The sequence below is a fragment of the Paraburkholderia sp. genome (assembly GCF_035501035.1).
In the GTDB taxonomy this organism is placed as follows: Bacteria; Pseudomonadota; Gammaproteobacteria; order Burkholderiales; family Burkholderiaceae; genus Paraburkholderia.
In genome coordinates this window covers 1-21,680 of the sequence record NZ_DATJWR010000020.1, presented here as the reverse complement: position 1 = coordinate 21,680, position 21,680 = coordinate 1, and the positions used below count along the sequence as shown (strand labels likewise).

10 protein-coding genes and 2 pseudogenes are annotated in these 21,680 nt (G+C 63.2%); 7 read left to right on the top strand and 5 right to left on the bottom strand.

What is annotated here, in order from left to right:
• Positions 1-209: 209 nt before the first annotated feature.
• Positions 210-569 carry a CoA transferase gene (locus VMJ11_RS01425; RefSeq protein WP_325616169.1) on the top strand — a complete coding sequence of 120 codons (360 nt, stop codon included), beginning with the start codon at positions 210-212 and terminating at the stop codon, positions 567-569.
• Here the strand turns inward: VMJ11_RS01425 and VMJ11_RS01420 are convergent.
• The 5 genes and pseudogenes from VMJ11_RS01420 to VMJ11_RS01400 form a co-directional block, all read right to left on the bottom strand.
• Positions 545-658, bottom strand: a pseudogene (locus tag VMJ11_RS01420) (IS6 family transposase); the annotation flags it as partial. The gene VMJ11_RS01425 and the pseudogene VMJ11_RS01420 sit on opposite strands and share 25 nt — an antisense overlap.
• A 225-nt stretch (positions 659-883) precedes the next feature.
• Entirely contained in the window at positions 884-2,857 is a 1,974-nt protein-coding gene (locus tag VMJ11_RS01415) for an eCIS core domain-containing protein (protein ID WP_325616167.1), read from the bottom strand.
• A gap of 494 nt (positions 2,858-3,351) precedes the next feature.
• A complete protein-coding gene (gene cynS / locus VMJ11_RS01410) occupies positions 3,352-3,819 on the bottom strand; it encodes a cyanase (RefSeq protein ID WP_325616165.1) in 468 nt (155 codons plus the stop codon).
• A gap of 163 nt (positions 3,820-3,982) precedes the next feature.
• Positions 3,983-4,711 (bottom strand): cysteine hydrolase, encoded by a 729-nt coding sequence (locus VMJ11_RS01405; protein WP_325616163.1) that lies wholly within the window; start codon positions 4,709-4,711, stop codon positions 3,983-3,985.
• 100 nt (positions 4,712-4,811) lie between these two features.
• Positions 4,812-5,402 carry a TetR/AcrR family transcriptional regulator gene (locus VMJ11_RS01400; protein WP_325616161.1) on the bottom strand — a complete coding sequence of 197 codons (591 nt, stop codon included), beginning with the start codon at positions 5,400-5,402 and terminating at the stop codon, positions 4,812-4,814.
• Between the two features lie 1,311 nt (positions 5,403-6,713).
• Here VMJ11_RS01400 and VMJ11_RS01395 point away from each other — a divergent pair.
• The 6 genes and pseudogenes from VMJ11_RS01395 to VMJ11_RS01370 all read left to right on the top strand — a co-directional run.
• Entirely contained in the window at positions 6,714-13,496 is a 6,783-nt protein-coding gene (locus VMJ11_RS01395; protein WP_325616159.1) for a SpvB/TcaC N-terminal domain-containing protein, read from the top strand.
• Between the two features lie 42 nt (positions 13,497-13,538).
• Complete coding sequence (locus VMJ11_RS01390; RefSeq protein ID WP_325616157.1) at positions 13,539-19,037, top strand: neuraminidase-like domain-containing protein; 5,499 nt, start codon at positions 13,539-13,541, stop codon at positions 19,035-19,037.
• Between the two features lie 62 nt (positions 19,038-19,099).
• Positions 19,100-19,732, top strand: coding sequence for a phage tail protein (locus VMJ11_RS01385; RefSeq protein ID WP_325616155.1), 633 nt, complete (start codon positions 19,100-19,102; stop codon positions 19,730-19,732).
• Positions 19,733-19,744: 12 nt separating this feature from the next.
• The gene (locus VMJ11_RS01380; RefSeq protein ID WP_325616153.1) at positions 19,745-20,320 is read left to right on the top strand and encodes a phage tail protein; all 576 of its coding nucleotides are present in this window, start codon (positions 19,745-19,747) and stop codon (positions 20,318-20,320) included.
• A 2-nt stretch (positions 20,321-20,322) separates the two neighbouring features.
• Complete coding sequence (locus VMJ11_RS01375; protein WP_325616151.1) at positions 20,323-20,844, top strand: phage tail protein; 522 nt, start codon at positions 20,323-20,325, stop codon at positions 20,842-20,844.
• 587 nt (positions 20,845-21,431) lie between these two features.
• Positions 21,432-21,680, top strand: a pseudogene (locus tag VMJ11_RS01370) (integrase); the annotation flags it as partial.

Here is a 21,680-nt window from a genome sequence, read left to right as displayed (position 1 = left end):
CAAGCCACCGAGGTGTCGATCCGTGCGGGTGTACTCAATCGCATGGTAGCCCTTGCTCGCCCGCAGTCCGTCCGTATCGCCTGAGATTGAGAGCACAGAGGTCATGTCGTCTCTACGCCTGATTTTCGCAACAACGCCATGGTGATCAGCAAGGCACTCGCGGCCGGGCAAATGCAGAGCAAGCTCTGCACACAGGATAGGTTCATGTTATGAAGCCGCCTCTCGCTGGCATCTGCGTAATTGAATTCGAGGGACTTGGACCGTGCCCGCTGACGGGGCTCATGCTTGCGAACATGGGAGCGGATGTCACCGTCATTGCCCGCCCGGGACGGGGGCCAGTCAACGAACGCTTCCGCAGCGAGCACGATAACCCAGTGCGCCGTGGCAAAACGGTGTTGACGCTCGATCTGAAGCAGGAAGCGGGCGTTGCAGCGGCGATGGCACGGATAGCCTGCGCCGACGTGCTGATCGAAGGCAATCGCCCGGGGGTGATGGAACGGCTCGGCCTCGGCCCTGCCGATTGCGCAGCGCGTAATCCGTCGACAAGATCACGCAGGCTGAGCTTGTAGCGAAGGTACCAGCGCACGCACAGGATGATCACGTCGCGGTTGAAGTGACGGCCTGAGAACAGTTCGTCCAGATTCTTCAGCTTGCTCATTGTCGGATGATGACATCGGGGCACAACACTTTAACCGGTTCACCTCCACTATTCGCACCAGAACCCAAGCGTGTCACCGGTCGCGCACGCAAATGGGCACGCCAGCATTCAGCGACGATTGACAACGTTTCCACGTGACCGCGCACCTGGCACGGGCTAGCACGTGCCCTGATCAGGACTTCGAACGATTCTTGCGCATGGAGTTTGCGTGTCGCGCAGGTGTCACTATAGCAGCGGGCGGATGTAATCCATCCAGCTGCGCGATTGCTGCGTCGTCAGCTTGCCGCCAAGCTTGACGGAAATCTGGCCGGCATGGCGCTCCATTTCCTTGCGCGAGCCGTGAGAGAGCGCGCTCCTGCCGGAGGTCTTCCAGTCGAACTCGACGACATCGGCGCCGGGTCCTTGCAGCAGGACATCGGCGCGACTGCCACCTTTACCCGCCTGGATGGTCTTCTCGGCTTCCAGGGTCCAGCCCTTCGGTATCAAGTCCGAAGAGGCCTTGGCGGCGTCTTCCACCGCGTCGGCAGCGGCACTGTGGAAGAACGTGCCGGCGAGCGTCATATTCCCGTCCTTCATGGCCTGGACGAACCTTGGATTGCCCATGGCGCGGGTGGCCGCCTTCTGGCCGATTTCGTCCACCAGACGCGCCACGTTGTCGGCATACTGGCTCGGGAACACCATCTTGAGCGCCGCTTCGTATTCGGCTTCCGACAGCCGGACTTCCTCGGCCCCGGCGATCGCCTCTCTTGCCGCGCTGGCCTCTTTGGCGTCCTTGGCCGCCTGCGTGGCCTTGGCTTCGGCCTTGACTTCCTTGAGCCCCGTCGCGATCTCCTCCTTGCCGATCTTGCTGATCGCTTCGCCGGTGACGTGGACGGTCGCCTTCTCGCCCATCTTCACGACGGATGCGGCCTCGCCGAAGATCGGAATGATCGCGATGGCGGAGATGCCGGCGTTCACCCAATCTCCCTCGATGATGTACAGGCCGGCGTTGACGCTGTCGGGGATGGCGCCGAGGACAGGCACGAGGCCAGCGATGGTGAGCGCATCGTGCAGGATTTCAAGCGGCCCCGGCGGCGGCTTGGTGCACGAGTCTCCGGTCAGGCCCTTCTCCTGCGAGACTTCGATCTCGCCTTTGAGGCAACAGTTCGGATTGGTGTTGTTGGTCCAGATCGTCAGGTGATAGTCCTTTTCCGGCAGGTCGGTCCACTGGCGCGAGAACGGGCGTCCCGCGGCGAAGCTGCACGTGCCGTAGTCGGAGTCGTAGAGCCACCCCTTGTCGCTGAGCGTGACGTGATACTCGTCGCTGCCGCATTTCGGCCTGTCCTCGCCCTGCCATTCCTCGCTCGGCTCCCAACTGGCGTTGGCCGTCACGATGACGCCGCCGTCGGACACGTGAAATACATGCTCGCCGATGAGCACGCGCTTGCAGATCTCGAGCGTGCTCGACAGAACCCGTGCGCGCCGCAGCGTCTGCACCGACGAATCCTGTGCCGCAGCGGCATGGCCGGTCTGCTGCACCACGTGGGTCAGTTCGTGAGCGAGCAGGCGCTGGCCGGATTCCGCATGCGGCGAGAAGTGTCCACTGCCGAAGACGATGTGCGACCCGACCGTATAAGCCATCGCATTGACGGACTCGGCCGATCGCGCGGCCTGCGCATCGGTATGCACGCGCACTTCGCCGAAATCGCGCTGAAACCGGGGCTCGAAGAAGGCCCGCGTCGGCCCGTCGAGCGCGCGTCCTGGCGAACGCAGCACGTCATGGACGACGCGCGGCACGTCGCTCGCGGGCTTGTGGAACGGCGTGACCAGGGTTTGCAGCCTTTTCTCTTCCTTTTCCTCGCAGGCGGCGCAGCGGCGGCTGATCTGAGGCGGCGCCGCGAGTGCGGGCTGAGCGGCGAGCGCAGGCATGTGTATCACCTGGTCGGCGACGCGGTCCGCCTCCTGCTCGAGCGGATCGTTGACCGCGCCAATGACGAGTTGGCCCTGCACGGCGCCCGACGCGCATGTCGCGCAGCACGGCGACTGCGCATTGTGCACGTTCTTCTTTTTGGGTGAAAAGACAGGGAGCCTGTTGAAGTGCCACGCGCTGTGCCGTGCCGCTTCGCGGGCCGGGCGGCTTTTCCCGGTGATATCACGGCCGGACTTGCTGCTCCGGATTGAAACGTTCTTCTGTGTCCTTGTGACAGGTGGCGCGAACATGGCAGTCCTTCCCTTACGCGACCAAAATGCGGGCTGGCATGAAGGGCAAGTCCAGCCGCTTGATGGAGTCGCGGTAAAGCGTTTTTCCCTGTTCAATATAGTCGAAGTTCAAGGGGGCAGCCTGGGGTTTGCGGGGAAGGTAGAGACGACGCGTCATGCCTTTGCGGCATCGCGATGACGATCCCGCGATCGGGTCCGCCGGAATTCGCGGAGCGAATGTGGCGTTACGCCCACTTCGAATGGCGGGAGGCTGGTTGCACGCGTTTCTCTGTCGCGCTCGCCCGGCGTTGCCGATAAGGCTTCGACGTGGATGATTGCGGACGTGCCTCCCTGAAACATCGCCGCAAGTGCGTCACTTTCCTTGTATCCACGCTGCCGCGTGGCCACCGCCAGATTTCGCACGATTCGAACAATTACCCCATCCTTGCGCGCCAGGTTCATCGATATAAGCACGCCCGGGTGGCATCGCCCGGGCGCGCTGCGCAACGCTCGCGTCAAAACGGCTTATACGGGAGAAATTTTCCGTCCAGCGTAATCACCGCACGCGAACCACCTTCCGGATCGTCGACCTTCTTCAGGTCGATCTTGAAGTTGACCGCGCTGATGATGCCGTCACCGAACTGTTCATGCACGAGCGCCTTCAGCGTGGTGCCATACACCTGAACAATTTCGTAAAACCGATAAATTGTGGGGTCGGTCGGGACGTTGCCCGGGATGCTGCCACGAAGCGGAATGGTTTGAAGCAGCGCGCTGGCCTGCTCGTCGAGCTCGAGCTTTTCCGCGACGCTACGCGCGGCCGCCTCGGGTAGCGGATGCTGGCCCAGAATGGCCGCCGTGACATAGGCAACGCTCAGGCCGGTGCCTTCGGCAAGCTCGGCGTAGGTCAGCCCTTTGCGGGCCTTGGCGACGAGCATGCTCTCCGTGAGAGCGAGACGAGAGTCCTGGAAAGTTTGAGATTGCATGGCAAGTTCTCCGGTAAAAATAGATGACTGTGTGAGGTGAAACCATCACCCACGAGGTGAATGCAACAACGACTCGCGAAACCGCGAAGTCAATGACGCGTGCAGGAACAACAATCCGCGGACGCAGACGCTCGTGCGAGGTACCGCGGTCGAACCGCTCGCCTCAGCCCTTCAGATGCTCGATGGTCTCTGCCGTGGTCCAGAGCGCGTGAGCAAGGAACCGATAGTTGATGATCGCCGCAAGGTACCCATCGCCTTCCGGCACGCGCGGCCCCGCGGTTGCATCGCGAACAACCACGACTTCGAAGCCCTGCTCGATCAGCTCGCGCAGATGCGACTCGATGCACAGATTCGCCGCCATGCCTGCGAGGATGACCTGGGAGACACCCTGCTTGCGCAGTTGCAGCGCGAGATCATTCGTCTCGGGACCATAGACCTTGTGCGGCGACGCGATGATCGTCTTGCCATCGAGAATGTACGGCTTGTACACCTCCAGGAAATCCGCGCCGGAGCCTTCGAAATCTTCCAGCGTTGTCGGCCCCTTGCGGCCGAACATGTTGATGCCGTGCATCACCTTCTCCAGCGGTCCACCGAAGTGCCAGTGGTGATCGACCGGATAGTAGTAATGCGGTGACACCGCGACGACCAGGTCCACTGCCTTCGCGGCCTCGAATAGCTGGCCGATGTGCTCGACGGTGTTGTTCTCGATGATACTTTCGCCAAAAAATGGCCAGCTCACGCCGCTCGGGCTCAGAAAGTCGTTTTGCGGATCGACGACGACGAGCGCAGCCTTCGAGCGTTCCAACCTGAAGTCGGACTGCGGCAGGGCCGGATTGGCGGGATCGGCATACGGCCCGGGGCCGGCTTGCCGTGTTGGGTTTTCATTGCTCATGAAACGCTCTCCAGGAATGACTGGACACGATGGGGAAGCGGCACGGCGGGGCTCGCGCCAAACATAAATGACCAGTCGCTTTACAAAAAAGACAAAAAAATCAGCTCAGAAAAAAGGGCAGGACAATTTTTTCGAAGCGCTCGCATGCCTTGCCGCTCTGCTCGACTTTGCCGCGCATGACCGCGCCTTCATACGACTCGACAAGAACCGCAGCGACCTCATCGGCGTCCCTTGCCCGGTCGAACTCGCCACGTTGTTGCGCCTCGCGCAGGCACGCCGCGAGCGCGCCCTCCCAACGCCCGATCAGTTCACCAAGCCGGCGACGCGTTTCTTCGCTACCGTTCGAAAGTTCGAGTGACAGATTGCCGATCAGGCATCCGAGCTCGAAATTGCGGCTCGCGTGGTCCTGCGTGATCGCATTGAAAAACGGGCCAATACGGTCGAGCGGCTTGACGCGAGCGTCGTACAGGATCGGGCCGTGCCGATCTTCGATGGACTGCCAGTACGCCTCCAGGATCTCTGCCGCGAAGGCTTCCTTGCTCTCGAAGTAGTTGTAGAACGACCCCTTGGGCACGCCGGCGGCCTCGGTGATATCCGCGACGCCGCAGCCGTGGAAGCCACGGTCCAGCACGACATCGCGTCCGATCGACAGCAATTTTGAACGAACCTCGGGGTTGGGTGGCCTGGGCATATGCACGACGGGTGGGTTTGTCTCGGTCGGTAGAAAGATAACCAGTCATCTATTTTCTTGTCAACCTGAATTTGGCTATCACCTGCAAATCGCTCTGCCGTGCGCGACACGCGGGGTTGCACCGTGTTGCCACAGGCAGCGCTACTGCCCTTGCCATCTCCATTCTTCACACGAAATAACGAATACCCGAGTTGGATGCTTCGGCGGTGACGCCATGCGGCGAGTGTGTCCGCAGACATGCGCGCAAAGCGCATCCGTCTGCAAGCTTTCTTCCCGATGTCTTTACGTCACGCCCCAGAGCGACATTCCATCTGCCGACCGTTCGTTGGTCACGGCCAAACCCTTCCTTTTCGGTGGGGGATGTAGTGCGCCTGCCCTCCGACCGACTCTTGACCATTGCAGATCAATTGGTTTCCGATCGGCGAACGTTTGGGATGCATGCCAAGCGGCTTTCGCGTGCCGCTTCACTGTCGTCCTTCGTGTTGCTCGCTTTCACTATGCTCCCTGTCGGTAGCAGAGGAATCGCCCAGCGGACTTGCGAACGCAACTCTCCTACCAGCATGGATAGGTGTGAGAACAGGCGATCCTGCGTACGATCGGTTCGAGGTTGCCAGCATGGCCCCACGGGCTCACGGCGACACGCCGGTGACCGGATGGGAAAAATAATTTGAATAGCATAATCAACCTTAATTTTTCTCGATGCCAACGTCTTTCAATTTGAAAGACGTTGGTGAAATATCGCTCCACGCATCGCCCTATCATTTGAATAAATTCCTGTCATCATGAGCAATGGCACGTCACCACGTCATCTGCGTCTCGCGAGGTCATAGAAACGTTAGAATACGGCATTCAATGAATAGATAGTTATCCTGTGTTTACGTTATCTAATTTATCCAGGCATTTATAAATACTAGCTTGACAAGTGTAAACGGCATCCTAAACTCATCGTCGCCAAAGCAGCAAATAACGCAAATCCCTGCTTGAAGATTCGTTTATAATTTCGCAAAAGACAATAAAATCACCGATCCCTTAAAACAAATTACTACAAATAACAAGCGCCGTTTTTACAAAAATCATTAGATAACATATCTCCCAAAATAATAAGTACACAGCATTTTCATTTGCAATCCTAATCATATATTTATAGACTCGTTCCGTTATCAATTCTATGACCATATCGTGACAATCGCGGCAGCCTCTTTCGAGGATCAAGGCTTTCGGATTTCTTGACTGCGCGTGCGGAAAGCGCAGCGTTGATTTGCGCATCACGCGTACGCGAGGCTGGGCTGGTTGCCCAACTGGAGACAAGAAATGGGTTCGGCAAACGGGGCTGGCAGCGTGCTTTCGCTGCCCAAGGGTGGCGGAGCGCAGCAATCCATCGGAGAAACTTTCACTGCCGACCTGTTCACCGGAACAGGCAATGCGAGCATCGCGCTCGCGCTGCCACCGGGCCGCAACGGGTTCGCTCCCGGCCTCTCGCTCAGCTACGGCTCGGGCAGTGGCAATGGCCCTTTTGGCATCGGCTGGAATATCTCCATTCCTCAGGTCGCACGCCGTACCACATACGGCGTTCCGACCTACGACGACGCGACCGATACGTTCTCCGCCGGCGCCGATTCGCTGGTCCGCAATGCCCCCAACGCGGACTCGTACACCCAGCGCACGGTCGGGCAGTTCGTGCGCATCCGGCATCGCCGCGAGGACACGCTCAACGAATGGACCGTCGAAACGCGCGAAGGCCAGACGTCGGTCTACGGCCCTGAACCGTCCTCGCGCATCGTCGATCCCGCTTCGCCCGAGCGCATCTTCGCATGGTTGCTGGCGCGCACGAAGGACCCCTTCGGCAACACGATCGAGTACGGCTACACGCGCACGAACGGGGCATCGCGCGAATATGAAGAAGTGCTGCCTTCGACGATCCGCTACGTCAATTACGGCGCAGGCCCTGTCGACTATCTGGCCAAAGTCGAGTTCGTCTACGAAGACCGCCCCGACCACGTTTCCAGCCGCCGAGCCGGCTTCGAAATGCGCACGACCAAACGCGTCTCCGCCGTGGTCATCAGCACGGTCGTACAAGGCGTCGAGCGCCTGTTTCGCCGCTACCGCATCACCTACCATCCCGATACACCCGATGGCAATGGCGCATCGTTGCTGCAGCGCGTTGTCGTCGAGTCCGACGATGGCACCGATACCGAAGCGCTGCCGCCCGTTGAATATACCTACGTACCCTTCGACCCGGCCGCGCGCACGTTCTCCGCAGTCACGGGAAGTGTCCCGGTCGACTCGCTCGCGGATCCCGATCAAAACGTCGCCGATCTCTACGGTTGCGGGCTGCCGGGTATCCTGCGCATGGACGGGACGCCGCGCTTCTGGGGCAACGCAGGCGATTGCGCCGTGCAGGAACCGCGCTTGATGCGCGACTCCCCGGGCGGATTCAATCTCGCCGATCCTGGCGTCGCACTGCTCGACTGCGATGGCGACGGCCGTCTGGACTTGATGATCAACAACGGCAGCGTGGCCGGCTATTTCCCGGCTTCCCGCGACGGCAATTGGGACGCCGCATCGTTTCAACCTTGGCAGGTCGCGCCCTCCTTCGACCCCAAGGACCCTCGTGTACGCCTCGTGGACCTCGACGGCAACGGTGTGACCGACGCCCTGCGCTCGGGCGCGCGCATTGAATGTTTCTTCAACGATCCCAGCGAAGGCTGGAACGCCACACGTTTGCTCGAGCGCGGCGCGCTGCCCGGCCTCGACCTCGATTTCACGGACCCTCGCGTGTTCCTTGCCGACATGACAGGAGACGGCCTTCAGGACGTCGTGCTCGTGCAAGGCGGCAGCGTGACCTACTGGCCCTCGCTGGGCCGAGGCCGTTTTGGCACGCCGGTGCGCATGAGCAGCGCGCCCCGTTTGCCCTATGGTTACGACCCGCGGCGCGTAGTGCTGGGCGACGTCGATGGCGACGGCGCGGCGGATCTGCTGTACATCGACGACGGGCGGACATATCTCTGGATCAACCGCTCGGGACACGCCTTCGCCACGGGCTTCGTCTGTGAGGGGACGCCAGCCGCGGGCGATTCCGATGCCTTCCGGCTAGTCGACTTCAGCGGCGGCGGCATCGCCGGGCTGCTTTACAGTCGCGCCGCAAATGGCGACGGACGTGCCAACTACCACTTTCTCGACTTCACTGGCGGCCGCAAGCCCTATCTGCTGGCGAACATCGAGTCGGGCGCGATGATGACCGAGATCGATTTCGTCTCTTCCACGCGCTACTACCTCGAAGACGCGAAGCACGCCGCGACGCGCTGGAAGACCTGCCTGCCGTTCCCGGTGCAGGTGGTCGCCGCGGTCCGGCGCCGCGAGCATACGACTGGCAATCTGCTGACGACCGTCTACGCGTACCGCCACGGCTATTGGGACGGCGTGGAGCGCGAATTCCGGGGCTTTGGCCGGGTGGCGCAGCGCGATATCGACGAAACTCACGCCAGCGACTGCCCGCCGACGTTGACGGTGAGCTGGTTCAACCTCGGTCCGGTCGGCACCGAATCCGAGTGGACGATGCCGACCTTCGCGGAGGAATACTGGTCGGGCGACGCACCGTATCTGCCAGCCGCCGTGCTGCCCGAAAACCTGAAGCGGCGCGATCAGCGCGACGCGGCGCGCGCGCTGCGCGGCACCTTGATGCGCGCCGAGCTGTACGGCCTGGACGGCACGCCGTTCAGCGCGGCGCCTTATACGGTGACCGAGGACTCGACCGTCGCAGTTCTCATCGTCGCGCCAACGAACGCGCCGACCGGCCGGGGTGCTTTCTTTCCTTGCGCCACCGCCAAGCGCGTCACGCAGTGGGAACGCGGCGACGATCCGCGCACCACGGCCAACTTCTGGAAGCACTTCGATGCCTACGGGCAGCCGTGCCTCCTGATCGACGTCGCCGTGCCGCGCGGCCGCGATTTTCGCGCCACTGGGCAGCAGGATCTGGCGTATCTCGTCGGCACCACGTCGGTGCGTTACGCGATACCGCTCGACCCGTCACGCTATCAGCCGGGTTGCCTCGCCACGGTCACCCAGCGCCAGTTTCCCAACGACGGCAGCATGACGCTCGACACGCTGATCACCGCAATCGTCGCCGAACCCGCGCGCGGCATGGTGACTGCGCAAACCTTCCACTATTACGACGGAGAGCCTTTCGTCGGGCTGCCTTTGGGATCGATCGGCGCATGGGGCGCGCAAACGCGCGTCGAGCAGTACGCGTTTTCGCGCGAGACCTTGATAGCGGCCTACGCGTCCCCCGACGGCGCGAAGGTGCCGCCGTACCTGGAGCCCGGGGTGACGCCGCCCTGGACCGACGACTACCCCGTGGCGTTTCGCGAGCAACTCGCGCCGCTTGCTGGCTATCTCTACTACGCGCCCGACGATTCCGTGCGCGCCCCCGGCTACTGGTTCAACGCTGAGCGCACCCGTTACGATGTGCAGACCGGGACCGGCTGCGGGATGAAGATGCAGACGCTGGACCCGATGGGCAACGCCACGACCTATGCCTACGACACCACGGCGCTGCTCCCCTCGTCGATCACCGACCCACTGGGCCTGTCGACCTACACCCGCTACGACGAGCGGCTTCTGACCCCGAGCGAGCAAACCGACGAGAACGGCAACCGCCAGCGCGTGCGCCGCAGCCCACTGGGATTCCAGACTGCACGCTGGATCATGGGCAAGCCCGGCGAGGCGGTGGGCGATACCGAAGCGAAGCCCTCGAGCCGCTGGACCTACGACCTCTTCGCGCATCCCGTTTCAATCCGCACAGTGCAGCGCGAGTGCTACGCGAGCGACGAGTCGATTCCACCCGCCGATCGCGATGCCACCGTCGCTTCGGTGCAGTATCTGGACGGCTTCGGCCGCTCGCTGCAGGTGCGCAATCAGGCTGAGGACGTGGTGTATGGCGATCTTTTCGGCCGCATCGCTTTTGACAGCGCGTGGAAGACCACCAGCGTGCGCGTGCGGCGCGAGCAGGAGAGCGTAGCGATCAGCGCCGCCCAGCGCTACGACTTCAAAGGCCGCGTGATCGAGAAGTATCAGCCGGTGATGGGCAGCGGCTGGGCCTATGCCGCGAGCGAGCATGGCGCGAGCACGCACTTTCGCTATGACCCGCGCGGCATGGCCGAGCGCACCATCAACGCCGATGGCTCGATGCGCCTCACGGTGCGAGGCATTCCTCTCGACCTCACGGCGCCCGGTCGTTTCGCGCCCAATCCCTGGGACACCTACCTCTACGACGAAAACGACAACGCGGGCCGCACCGATCCCGTGCGCTCGAAGCCGTGGGAATCGCAATGGAATACGCCGGGGTCGAGCACGGTCGATGCACTGGGCCGCACCGTCATCGCCGTCGAGCGCAACGGCATCGACCCTTCGAACTGGTTGACCACCACCAGCACCTATGACCTCGTGGGCAACCTGCTCACGGTGACCGATGCGCTCGGCCGCCTCGCGTTCAGCGCGATCTACGATCGGCGGCAAAAGCGCCTGCGCACCGAACTGTCCGATTCGGGCGTCCAGCGCTTCGTGCTGGACGCCGCCGGACGCGAGATCGAGACTCGCGACGCCAAGGGTGCGCTGACCCTGTCTGGTTATGACGTGGCCTCACGCAACACGTCGATCTGGGCGCGCGACAACGCGCAGGCGGCAGTGACGCGCCGCCAGAAGATCGTCTACGGCGACGACCCGGAAAGCGGCCTGACACGCGAGCAGGCCGCGCAGCACAACTTGCTGACGCGGCCTTACCTCGTCACCGACGATCTGGGCACGCTGCGCTACGAGGATTACGACTTCAAGGGCAACCAGGTCCGCAAGACGCGCCGCGTCGAGGCCAACCTCGGACTCGACTTCGAAACCGCGGTGCACTTCGATGCACTAGATCGCGTTCGCACGCTGACCACGCCCGCCGACGCCGAAGGCAACCGTCACGTGCTGGTGCTCGGCTACGACCGCGCCGGCGCGCTGGCCCGCATCCGGCTCGACGACAAGGACATCGTGCTCGACGCGACTTATTGCGCGCAAGGCGACCGCACCTCGCTCACGTATGCGGGCGGTGTCGAAATTGGCGTCGAATACGATCCGTTGCGCTTCTGGCCCGTGGCGATCAGGACCGAACGCGCAGGCCCCACACCCGAACTGTTGCAGGCCAACCGCTACACGTATGACCTGGTCGGTAATCCCCTGGAAATCGAATCGTCCGCGCCCGGCTGCGGCTTGCCGCCCTCGCCCGACCGGCTCAAGCGCAGCTTTCGCTACGACGCGCTGTACCGTCTGCTGGGCGGCGATGGGCGCGAGTCCGGAGAGGCGCGCTTCCCGCCGTGGGTCAACAACGCACGGCCGCAAGGCGTGGAAAACTCGCGCGCCTACGCGGAGGCCTATGAGTACGACGACATGAACAACCTCATCGGGCTAGACCACCGCAGCGAGTCCGGCGCCTGGCGGCGCGTGATCACAACCGACCCGGCCTGCAATCGCGTGACGGAAATGGCGATTGGTGGCGACCGCGTTGGCTACGGTTACGACGGCTGCGGCAACGTCATCACGGAAAGCGCGCGCCGCTTCGGCTGGGACTACCACAACCGGCTCGTGAGTTTCGATTCGGGCGCGGGCGTGCACGCGGACTACCTGCGCGACGGCACAGGCGTTCGTACCGTGCAGCGCATCTCGGAGGCAAACCGCGTCGACATCACTGTCTACATCGACGATCTGCTCGAATACCGGCAGGTCGAAGCCGATGGCGCCGTGGTCAAGGGCACGCTGCTGCACATCCGCGACGGCAACCGCCACCTGGCCATCGTGCGTTACGGCACCGATCCGACCGGAGGCGACGGGCCGGCGCTCACCTTGCAGATCCCCGACGAGCTCGGCAGCAGCACGATCGCCCTTGGCCTCGACGGCTGGAAAAATGTTGAGGAATACGCACCATATGGCGAAACCGTGTACGGCAGCTATCCAGCCAAGCGCTACCGGTTCACCGACCATCGGCGCGACGAGGAGTCCGCGCTCTACGACACCGAAGCGCGCGCCTACATGCCCTGGCTCGGCCGCTGGCTCAGCGCCGACCCACTAGGCCTCGCCGATGGGCCGAACCCGTACGCCTACGTGAGCGCCAACCCGCTGCGTTACGTCGATCCACATGGCACGCAAGGCGAGGAAAACCAGCAGACCAACAGTGCGCGCGCATCGACCAGCGGCGTTTCCGACACCAATCCGCGCGCGCTCGCCACCGGTTCGTTCAATCTCCTCTCGGGGTTGAAGTGGGCCTTCCAGCCACGCAACCATGCGACCGGCGCCTGGCTGCACGAAATGTACAACCTCTGGTCAGGAAACGACGGCAAGACGCTAGCGAGCAAGGCCTTCGGCTACATCATGGCTCAGACCTCCTACCACCAGGATGCCATCAAATACCTGATGAGCCAGGGCTGGAAGCCGAATTCGAACATGATCATGCCCGCAGCCGTCTGGACGCGCGCGTGGGATATGAGCTCATTTCGGGCCGCCCGGGATGCGGCCTTGTCGATGGTGCCGGTCAGGGGCTTCGGCACGGCAGATGCCACCAGTGTCCAGACGCGCATCGAATGGCCAGCAGTCCTGAATTATGGCGCGCTGCGCGCCTTGCTGGTCCACGCGTCGGGCCTGAGCAGCATCGTCGCCGGCGCGGTGACGCACGACAACACCGACCGCGCCTTCCTGCTCACCGGCGGAATGATGCAACTGCAGGCCTCGAAGTTCTGGGGTGTCGGCGTCGTCGGACCCCACACGATGGCCATGGTGCTCGGCAGCCGGATGTTCGCGTTCGGCGGCCTGATCTCGGCCATTCCCACGCTGCTCGCCGTGCCGGGTGCGTACCAGCGCAACGAGTGGCAAAACGCGCTCTCGATGAGCGCGAGCGGAACGTCGCCCGCGGTGATGCTGACCGGCATGCTGATGCGCCAGCCCGCCGTGGTGCGCGGCGGGGTGGGACTCGGGCTCGCGAGCCTGTGCTTCGAAATGATGCGGCTGGGTTACGGCTGGATCGGGCCGCCTGGCGGCGGCAGCTCCGGCCCCAAGAACACGGAATAGCGCAAGCGGATCAATCACCGTATCAACAAGCGGAGAACGAACATGGCAAACGCCACGGCGGCAGCAGGGGTCCGGGAAGAACGAATGGCACAACTCGCCTATGCGCGACAGAGCGCGGCGCCACCGGAAGCGACGGCAGGCGCTTCCGGTTCCGCCATCGGCCCCAACGCCTATCTGTCGGCGTTGCTCGCCTTTGCCGTCGAGCAGGTCCTCAATGGCGGCAAGCCCATCACCGTGCAATGGCTCCAGGACACCTTCGACCAGCCATTCGCCGACCTCCCCGCCAACGAGGCGAGTGAGTCGCACCAGGTCCTGCAGACGCGCATCTGCGTGGAGGTGCTGCGCGCGGTGCTCGCGGACAAGACCGCTCCGGCTGACTATCTGCTGGCGTCCTATGAGGGCATCCTGATCGCAATCGGGACCTCGTTCGACCAGATCCGCAGCGCGCGCACCGCCAGCGAGGCGGAGCGCAAACGCATTGCGGATCGCATCGGCATCAATCTCGGGCCACGGCCCGACGCGCTCGACGCACTGTTCCTCGCGCCGGAGCAGATCACCGAAGCGCAACTCGCGGCCCTCTTCGGACTCGCCGACACCACGGCTTCCCCGCTGGACCCCGAGCCCGCCTGCAAGCTCGCCGGCTGGCAGTCCACGCACCTTGCGACGCGCTGGTTCGACGAGCGCTACACGAGCACGCCAGCGCGGCCACTCATCGACCCCGATCTGATCGGTATCGAGTGGATTGCGCATCCCGAGCCGGGTAATCCGGTACTGACGCTGTGGACCCAGCGCAAGGACGCCATCGCCGCGGAAATGGCGGCACTCGCGGATCAGCGCAAGAAGGTCAGCCCACCGGTGAAGGCCATGGAAGCCATGGTCAAGTTGGCGCTCGGCGTGGAAATGGACGTGTTGCAAAAGATCGCCGCCGACCGCCTGCAGGGCTACGACGTCGACGCGCGCATCGCCGCGCTGTGGCTGACGACCGCCGCCTTCGATCTCCTTCTGCATGACTACGAGGTGCTGAAGGACGAGAAGCAGCAACTGCTGGAAGGCGAATGGCACGACGTCGAATCGATCCTCACGGAAGGCTGGAAGCAGCAGCGCTGGAGCATCTGGGTGACTGAGGAGAAGACCGCGAAAATCGTGGCGAGCAGTGAATTCTTCTGCTTTCCGTCGCCCGACACGACGGCCTCGCCCGCCCTGCCGGCGCTGCCCGCATGGCGCGCCGATCTGCGAACCCTGCTCGAGTGGCAGTCCGCGCTGAAGGCGAACCTCGAACAGGCGACCCAGGTTGCCGAGGCGCTCAAGTCGGCCGCGCTCGCCGTCGACGGCGCCAACCTGCCGGCGCTACGCGACGCGCTGCTGAAGAAATTGCCGCACGAGGGCAACTTGCAGGAAAAGGGCGAATGGTTTTCCGAGAACTACCAGATCGACGCGACCCAGGCCAGCAGCCAGCTGACCACGCGCACCGGGCAGGCAATCCAGACGACGCAAGGCTTGCTCTGGGCCATCCGCACCGAGTCGCTGCACAAGACGCGCCCCGACTTGACGCTGCGATCCGACGACGCCTTCGACGCCAGTTGGGTCTGGATCGGCTCTTATTCCACCTGGGTGCCCTCGGTGCTCGTCACGCTCTACCCCGAGAACTATTTCGGTCCGGGCCTCAGAAGCTGGTCGTCGCCGGCCTACGACGCCTTTTGCGCGGAGACCGGCTCGCGCGCGCAGTTCACGCCGACGCAGGCGCGTCTCGCAGTGCAGCCCTACGCGGACTATTTCCGCGACATCAACGCGCTGTCGATCCAGGCCACCTGTTATGCCGAGACTTCGGTTGGCCCCGCCGGCGACCCGACCGGCGCAACGCGCGTGCTCTACTACATGTTCGCCATTGGCGCGGTCACCCGCAAGCTCTATTGGTGCGTACACGATGCGCAGTCCGATACCGAATATACCCTCTCGCCGTGGCTGCCCGTGCCGGGCATGGACGCGCCGCTCGCCATCGCGGGCGCGGTGCCGTACAAAGGCGCCGCCACGCTCGGCGCGATCTGCCTCTTCGCTGCCCTGCAGGGCAGCGACGGCGTGAGGCTTTGCCTGTCACGCTACGACCTGCTGAGCCGCGCATGGACCAGCGCCCCCGCGCAAATCGAGGCGCCCCAGAACGCCAGTGCCTTTACTGCAACCATTCAGCAATCCTATGAATCTCGCGGAAGCAGCGCACCTCCGGGACTGGTCGTGCACACAGGCGGCAAGCAGCTTTTTCTCGGCCACCTCAACGTGGCGGGCAACGCGCTCGACGCGACCGGCTGGAAGCCCCTGGTGACGAACGACTTTCCCGATTCGCGAAGTATTCGCGCCTTTATCTGGAAGACGAACCAGGACCAATGGTGGGCCGTCGGCGAGAATGCAATCGGACAGCTTGCCGTGTGCGGCAGCGGCCTTGCTCCGAAGATCTACGATGCCGAGTTCAGTGGAGTCATCAACTATCCCGGCATTGCGGCGTTCGCGCTGTTCCGTCTCACGCCGCTGCTCGGCAAGGTGCAGTACACGCCGCTGTCCAATCCGGGTCAGCCGGTGGAGCTGAAGGTGACGCCAGTCGCGGCGTCGATCGGTTCATGTACCGGCACCCTGCCCGAAAAGAATCGACTGGACGCCGCGTGCTCCGGTGTGAACGGCAGTTTTTTTATTCCCATTGCCTACGAGCAACCGCCGCTGCTTACGCCGGGTACGCCCCGTAAGGTTGCGCCCAAGGTCACCGGGCCATTCCTCATCACCGACGTGCTGAACGAAAGCGAACTCCAGACGCACGCGAGCGACGTAGCAAAGGCGTTCGAGGAAAACGCCGGCGAAGATGCCTCGGTGCTCGAATATCTGCGCGAAGCCTACGATCTCATCCCCATCCAGGCTGCCAACCGGCTCGCGGCGTCGAGCCAGTACCTGGCTTCGCTCGCGTGGCTGCGCACGGTGTTCGACTATACCCGCGTGAAGGCCGACGGCGGCGCCTCGCGGCGCCCCTCCAACACGCCGCCGTACCTCGCCTGGGCGCGCGATCCCTTCCATGTCGGGCTGTTGCTGGCGACCAGCCCGGACGGCCTGCACCGCTACGCCCTCATCACCATTGCGCAAATCCTGCTCCGCTACGCCGATGCCGAATTCGCGCGCGATTCCAGCGAATCCGTGCCGCGCGCGCGGGCGCTCTATATTCAAGCGCAGCAGATCTCGCGGCTGCTCAAGGTCGACACAGCGCATGTGGTACGCACGCGCGCGGCCGCGGCGCCCACCCAAGGCAAGCTGATCGAGCTGCGCGATTCGCTGCGGGCAGCGTTGGGCGGCGGCACATCGGCGGGCGTCACCTGGCTGTTGCCACCTCCCGTCTACGAGGTACCCGTCAATTCGGTGATCACGGCTTTGGAGCAGCATATCGCGGTCAATCTCTACAAGATCAGAACAAGCCGCAACCTCGCGGGCATGGTGCGCCAGCTCGATCCTTACGCACTACCGAACAATGTCGGAAGCAATATTCCTGTGATTGGCGGCGAAGGGAACCTCATGGTGCCGGCGCAGGGATTCGCGCCACCAACCGGCTACCGCTTCGGCACACTGATCGAGCGCGCGAAGCAGCTCACGCAACTGGCCGCGCAGGTCGAGACGACGATGCTTTCGACCCTCGAACGCCGCGACGCCGAATACTACAACGCGCTTAAGGCGCGCCAGGATCTCGGCCTCGCCCAGGCCGGCGTGCAATTGCAGGATCTGCGGCTGCGCGAAGCGCAAGACAACGTGGGTCTCGCAAAGGCGAGCCGTGATCGGGGCTCCCTGCAGGCCGACTACTACGCCGGCCAGCTCTCCGCCGGCCTGAGCGACTATGAGCGCTCGAGCCTCGGCTACATGGAGGCGTCGCTTGGCCTGCAACTCGGTGCAGCGGCAATGAATTTTCTGGCTGCAGCGCTGCCTTCGTCGATCGGCTCGGGCTTCCCGGAAATCGCTTCGGTCTCCGTCAGCCCGCAGGGCTCCGCCATGGCGATGGCCTCGGGCATCAGCAGCATGGCCGGCGCCGCGAGCACGCAGGCCACGATCCAGTCGACCCTCGCGAGCTACGAGCGCCGCGAGCAAGAATGGCGCTTCCAGAAGTCGCTGGCCGATCAGGACGTCGCGGTCGGCGACCAGCAAGTCGCTGTGGCTCAAGACCAGGTGCGCATATCCGCACAGGAACGCAACATCGCAGCCATGCAGGCAAGCAACGCCGCCACCGCGGTCGAGTACCTCACCAACAAGTTCACGAATGCGGCGCTCTACGAGTGGATGGCGCGCGTACTGGAGGACATCTACCGCAACTTCCTGCAACAGGCCACCGGCGTGGCGCAAACTGCGGCGAGGCAACTCGCGTTCGAACGCCAGGCACAACCGCCTGCCGTGATCCAGCCCGACTACTGGGATGTGCCCGGCACGCAAGGCGGTGTGGGCGACACGGGCAGCAAGGGCCTCACCGGTTCGGCGCGGCTCCTCCAGGACGTGGTGCGCCTGGAACAGTACGCACTCGATACGAACCGCAACAAGCTTCAATTGTCACGCACCGTCTCCCTCTCGCGGCTCTCGCCAGCGGAATTCGCCCGCTTTCGCGAGACCGGCGTCATGCAGTTCGCCACGCCCGCCGCGATGTTCGACCGCGACTTCCCCGGTCACTACCTGCGTCTGATCCGCCGCGTGCGGGTTTCGGTGATCGCGCTGATTCCCGCGGTGGACAGCATCAAGGCGACCCTCATCAGTGCCGGGCAGTCGCGCGTGGTCGTGGAAAACGACGGCGCGTTCCGCACCCTCGTCATCAACCAGGCACCGCAGTCGATCGGCCTGACTTCGCCGCGCGACGCCACCGGCCTGTTCGAGCTGACGCCAACCCAGGTGGAACTGCTAGCACCGTTCGAGGGCATGGGTGCCGATGCCACGTGGCAGTTCGAGTTACCGCGCGCGTCGAACCGCTTCGACTTCACCAGCGTAGCCGATGTGCTAGTGACTTTCGACTACACCGCGTTCTCCAACGACCTTTACCGCGCCCAGGTAGTGCGGACTATGTCACCGTGGCTTAGCGCGGATCGCCCCTTCAGTTTCCGCCAGGACCTGCCGGACCTCTGGTACGAGCTGCGGAACCCCGGCGAATCGCCCACGCCGCTGAAGGTGACCTTCGATACTCGTCGCGCCGATTTTCCTCCGAGCCTCGACAGCCTCGCAGTCGAAGCGCTGACTATGTACTTCTCACGCGCGGACGGGGAAACGTTCGAAGTCGACGTGAAGTCGCTGACCTTCGCGCATGGAGTCGAGCCGCCCGTGGGCGGAGGCGCAGCGTCGATCAACGGTGTGATCAACAGCCGGCGCGGGAACGGCTCCGCCTGGATTCCGATCGTCGGAAAAGAGCCACTCGGCGTCTGGGAACTCGCATTCGATGACACACCGCAGTTGCGCGAGCGCTTCAAAAGCGGCTCGATCAAGGACGTGCTGTTCGTCGTGACCTACCGGGCTCGCACGCCCGCCTGGCCCGGCGTTCCGGAGTAAGCAACGGCGTACCGCCCCGTGGCGGCAACGCAGTATCCCCACCCACCTACGGAGGTGACATCTTGCAAAAATATCTTTTGGAACCGGTCAGTCCGGACGTACCCGTCGGCACGATCCTCCTTTACGCGGGCGATTGCCGCAACGCGTCCATCGTGCTGCAACTCGGCCTCGCGGGCTGGCTGCCGTGCGATGGCAGCCAGATGCTCAAGGCCGACTATCCTGAGTTGTACGCGGCGATCGGCCTGGCTCACGGCGGCGCACTGGACGCCAGCGGCTATGTGCTGCGCTTCAACCTGCCGAACCTGATTGGGCGCTTCGTCCGCGGCGTAAACGGCACCGCGACCAATCCGGTCACGAGCCGCAGCCTCGACCCCGACGCGGACGCTCGCGTGGCCGCTGCCGCCAACGGGAACACCGGCAACGAGGTGGGTTCGTACGAGTGGCAGGCCACTGCGCCTGCCGTCACGGCGCCGATCCAGCTCTCCAGTGCAGGCAGCCACTATCACACCGCCAGCCACCTCACCGCCGACGATCACAATGCCTACATGGGCTCATCCAAGGAGATGGCCTCGGTCAACAAAGGCGCGGTGACCACGCCAGCAAGCGGCGAGCACGCCCACGTGATCACCCAAGGCGGAGATGCCTTCACTGCGCCGAAGAATATGGCGCTGTTTCATATCATCAAGTACATCTAAGGAAAATGAATCATGACCTTGTTCGCTCCAGTTGGAACAGTGGCCGGCTACGGTGGGCAGATTTCCGGCGAAGTGCTCGCCGTGCTAAAGCACGCGGGTTGGCTGCTCTGCGACGGCTCACTTTATGCGTCCGCCGACGCGGACTATGCGGAACTGTTCAAGCTGATTGGCTTCAGCTTTGGTGGTGACGGCACGAAGATGTTCGCCGTGCCCGATCTGCGCGCGCGCTTCATCCGTGGCGCCGACCACAGCAAGGGCGTCGACCCGGGGCCACGCACCGGCCCGGCGGTCGGCTCGACGCAAGGATATGCGACAGCGCGGCCGGGCGTGCCTTTCGCCACCGACAAACGCTGGGCCGACCATACCCACGCGGTGCCCCACATTCCCGTGGATGACCACAACACCGCACTGGCGCTAGGCGGCGGCAGCGCCGAAGAGTGGTCTGGCAGCGTACAGAACACATCGACCGATGGGGCGCACGCCCACACGATCAGCGGCGGCGGCGATGCTGAAACCCGTCCGGAGAACATCTACCTGTACTACCTGATTCGCTTTTGCGCGACCTCAGCCACGAATAAAGGAGCTTAGCCATGACTACGAGGATTCCAATTGGAACGATCCTGCCATTTGCCGGGGACGTCACTGATTCCGCGATTGCCGCAGCATTGGAAAAGCAGGGATTTGTGCCATGCATCGGGCTTTCGCTCCAGACCGGCGGAAAGTACGCCGACCTGTTCAACAGCATTGGCTACAACTTCGGCGGCGTGGGAAACTACTTCAGCTTGCCCGATCTGCGCGGCCTTTTCGTGGCCGGACCGACCGATATCCGCATCGTCGGAAATGTCGCCAGCTTCACCACCGCGCTGCCAAGAAACGCCTTCACGACATCCAGCGATGGCAAACATGGCCACACGCTCAACTATGTCCCAGAGGGCCATTTCACCAGTGACTATTGCGCCGGGCACGACAACGCAGCGTGGAACGGCGAGTGCGTGAACGTCAGCAACGCCGGCGAACACGGCCATGCGTCGATCGCCGGTGGAGACGCGGAAACGCGGCCCATCAACCTTGCGCTCGATTACATTATCAAGTTCGCAGATCCGCAGCCTTGATGTGAGTTCGATCCTCCCTGACGAGAGGGTTATCTAACCTGAGGATGGGAAGCTCGCTTTTCTCGCAACTGTCCCAAACAGCTTTGCTCGATCAAAACTACAGCCCTTGAGCATCGAGCCAACTCGAGCCTGCGGAGATCCGTCTTACGCAAGTCCGCGTTTGCCAGACCCTCCTTGGCAAGCTCATATGCCTTGGCGTCAGATGAACGTCAGGCTAGCACCGCCATCACCGCCGCGACGCCGGTAGCGATTTTCGAATCGCTACCGGGCGTCTCTCGTTAGCATTGACGCACGAATGCACACAACGTCTCCATAATCGGCCAATAGATTTGCGGGCTCTCGCGCGTTATTCGCTCCAGCGAAACGCTCATGGTGTGCGAGTTCGACGGTCGATCCGGCGCCGGTGACCAAGGAGAGCGCGCACCGAAACGCCATTCGCACACGTTGCAGCAACTTTCCTTGCAAACTAGACCCGATTTGCTCGCGTGAGCGCCTCCAGTTGGTCGTGAAAAACTGACAAACAATAGCAACTATAAAGATAAGTTTTCTTATCATCAGATACCTGTTCATGCGGTAAACTTGGCCTCATGAAAACGCGTCCCACCTCGCTGCCGCCCCCGCCCGCCCTCACCGACCCACCCGGCTTCCCCGATGCCGACGAACTCGCCATGCTGCGTGCGTGGTATGCGGGCCTCGCGGTGCGGCCAGCCGTCGAGCGTTACCTGCCCGCGGCGCTTGGCGACGGCAAATCCGCGCGGGGCGTGCTCGGGCGCATCCGGCGCAGGCTCATTGCCATTGCGCGCGCGGCGCATCGCGACGATCTGGTGGCGTTGTTC

Excerpts from the sequence above, each read along its gene's own strand:
- VMJ11_RS01425 (WP_325616169.1), top strand. The coding sequence starts at position 210 with ATGAAGCCGCCTCTCGCTGGCATCTGCGTAATTGAATTCGAGGGACTT.
- VMJ11_RS01415 (WP_325616167.1), bottom strand. The coding sequence starts at position 2,857 with ATGTTCGCGCCACCTGTCACAAGGACACAGAAGAACGTTTCAATCCGG.
- cynS (WP_325616165.1), bottom strand. The coding sequence starts at position 3,819 with ATGCAATCTCAAACTTTCCAGGACTCTCGTCTCGCTCTCACGGAGAGC.
- VMJ11_RS01405 (WP_325616163.1), bottom strand. The coding sequence starts at position 4,711 with ATGAGCAATGAAAACCCAACACGGCAAGCCGGCCCCGGGCCGTATGCC.
- VMJ11_RS01400 (WP_325616161.1), bottom strand. The coding sequence starts at position 5,402 with ATGCCCAGGCCACCCAACCCCGAGGTTCGTTCAAAATTGCTGTCGATC.
- VMJ11_RS01395 (WP_325616159.1), top strand. The coding sequence starts at position 6,714 with ATGGGTTCGGCAAACGGGGCTGGCAGCGTGCTTTCGCTGCCCAAGGGT.
- VMJ11_RS01390 (WP_325616157.1), top strand. The coding sequence starts at position 13,539 with ATGGCAAACGCCACGGCGGCAGCAGGGGTCCGGGAAGAACGAATGGCA.
- VMJ11_RS01380 (WP_325616153.1), top strand. The coding sequence starts at position 19,745 with ATGACCTTGTTCGCTCCAGTTGGAACAGTGGCCGGCTACGGTGGGCAG.
- VMJ11_RS01375 (WP_325616151.1), top strand. The coding sequence starts at position 20,323 with ATGACTACGAGGATTCCAATTGGAACGATCCTGCCATTTGCCGGGGAC.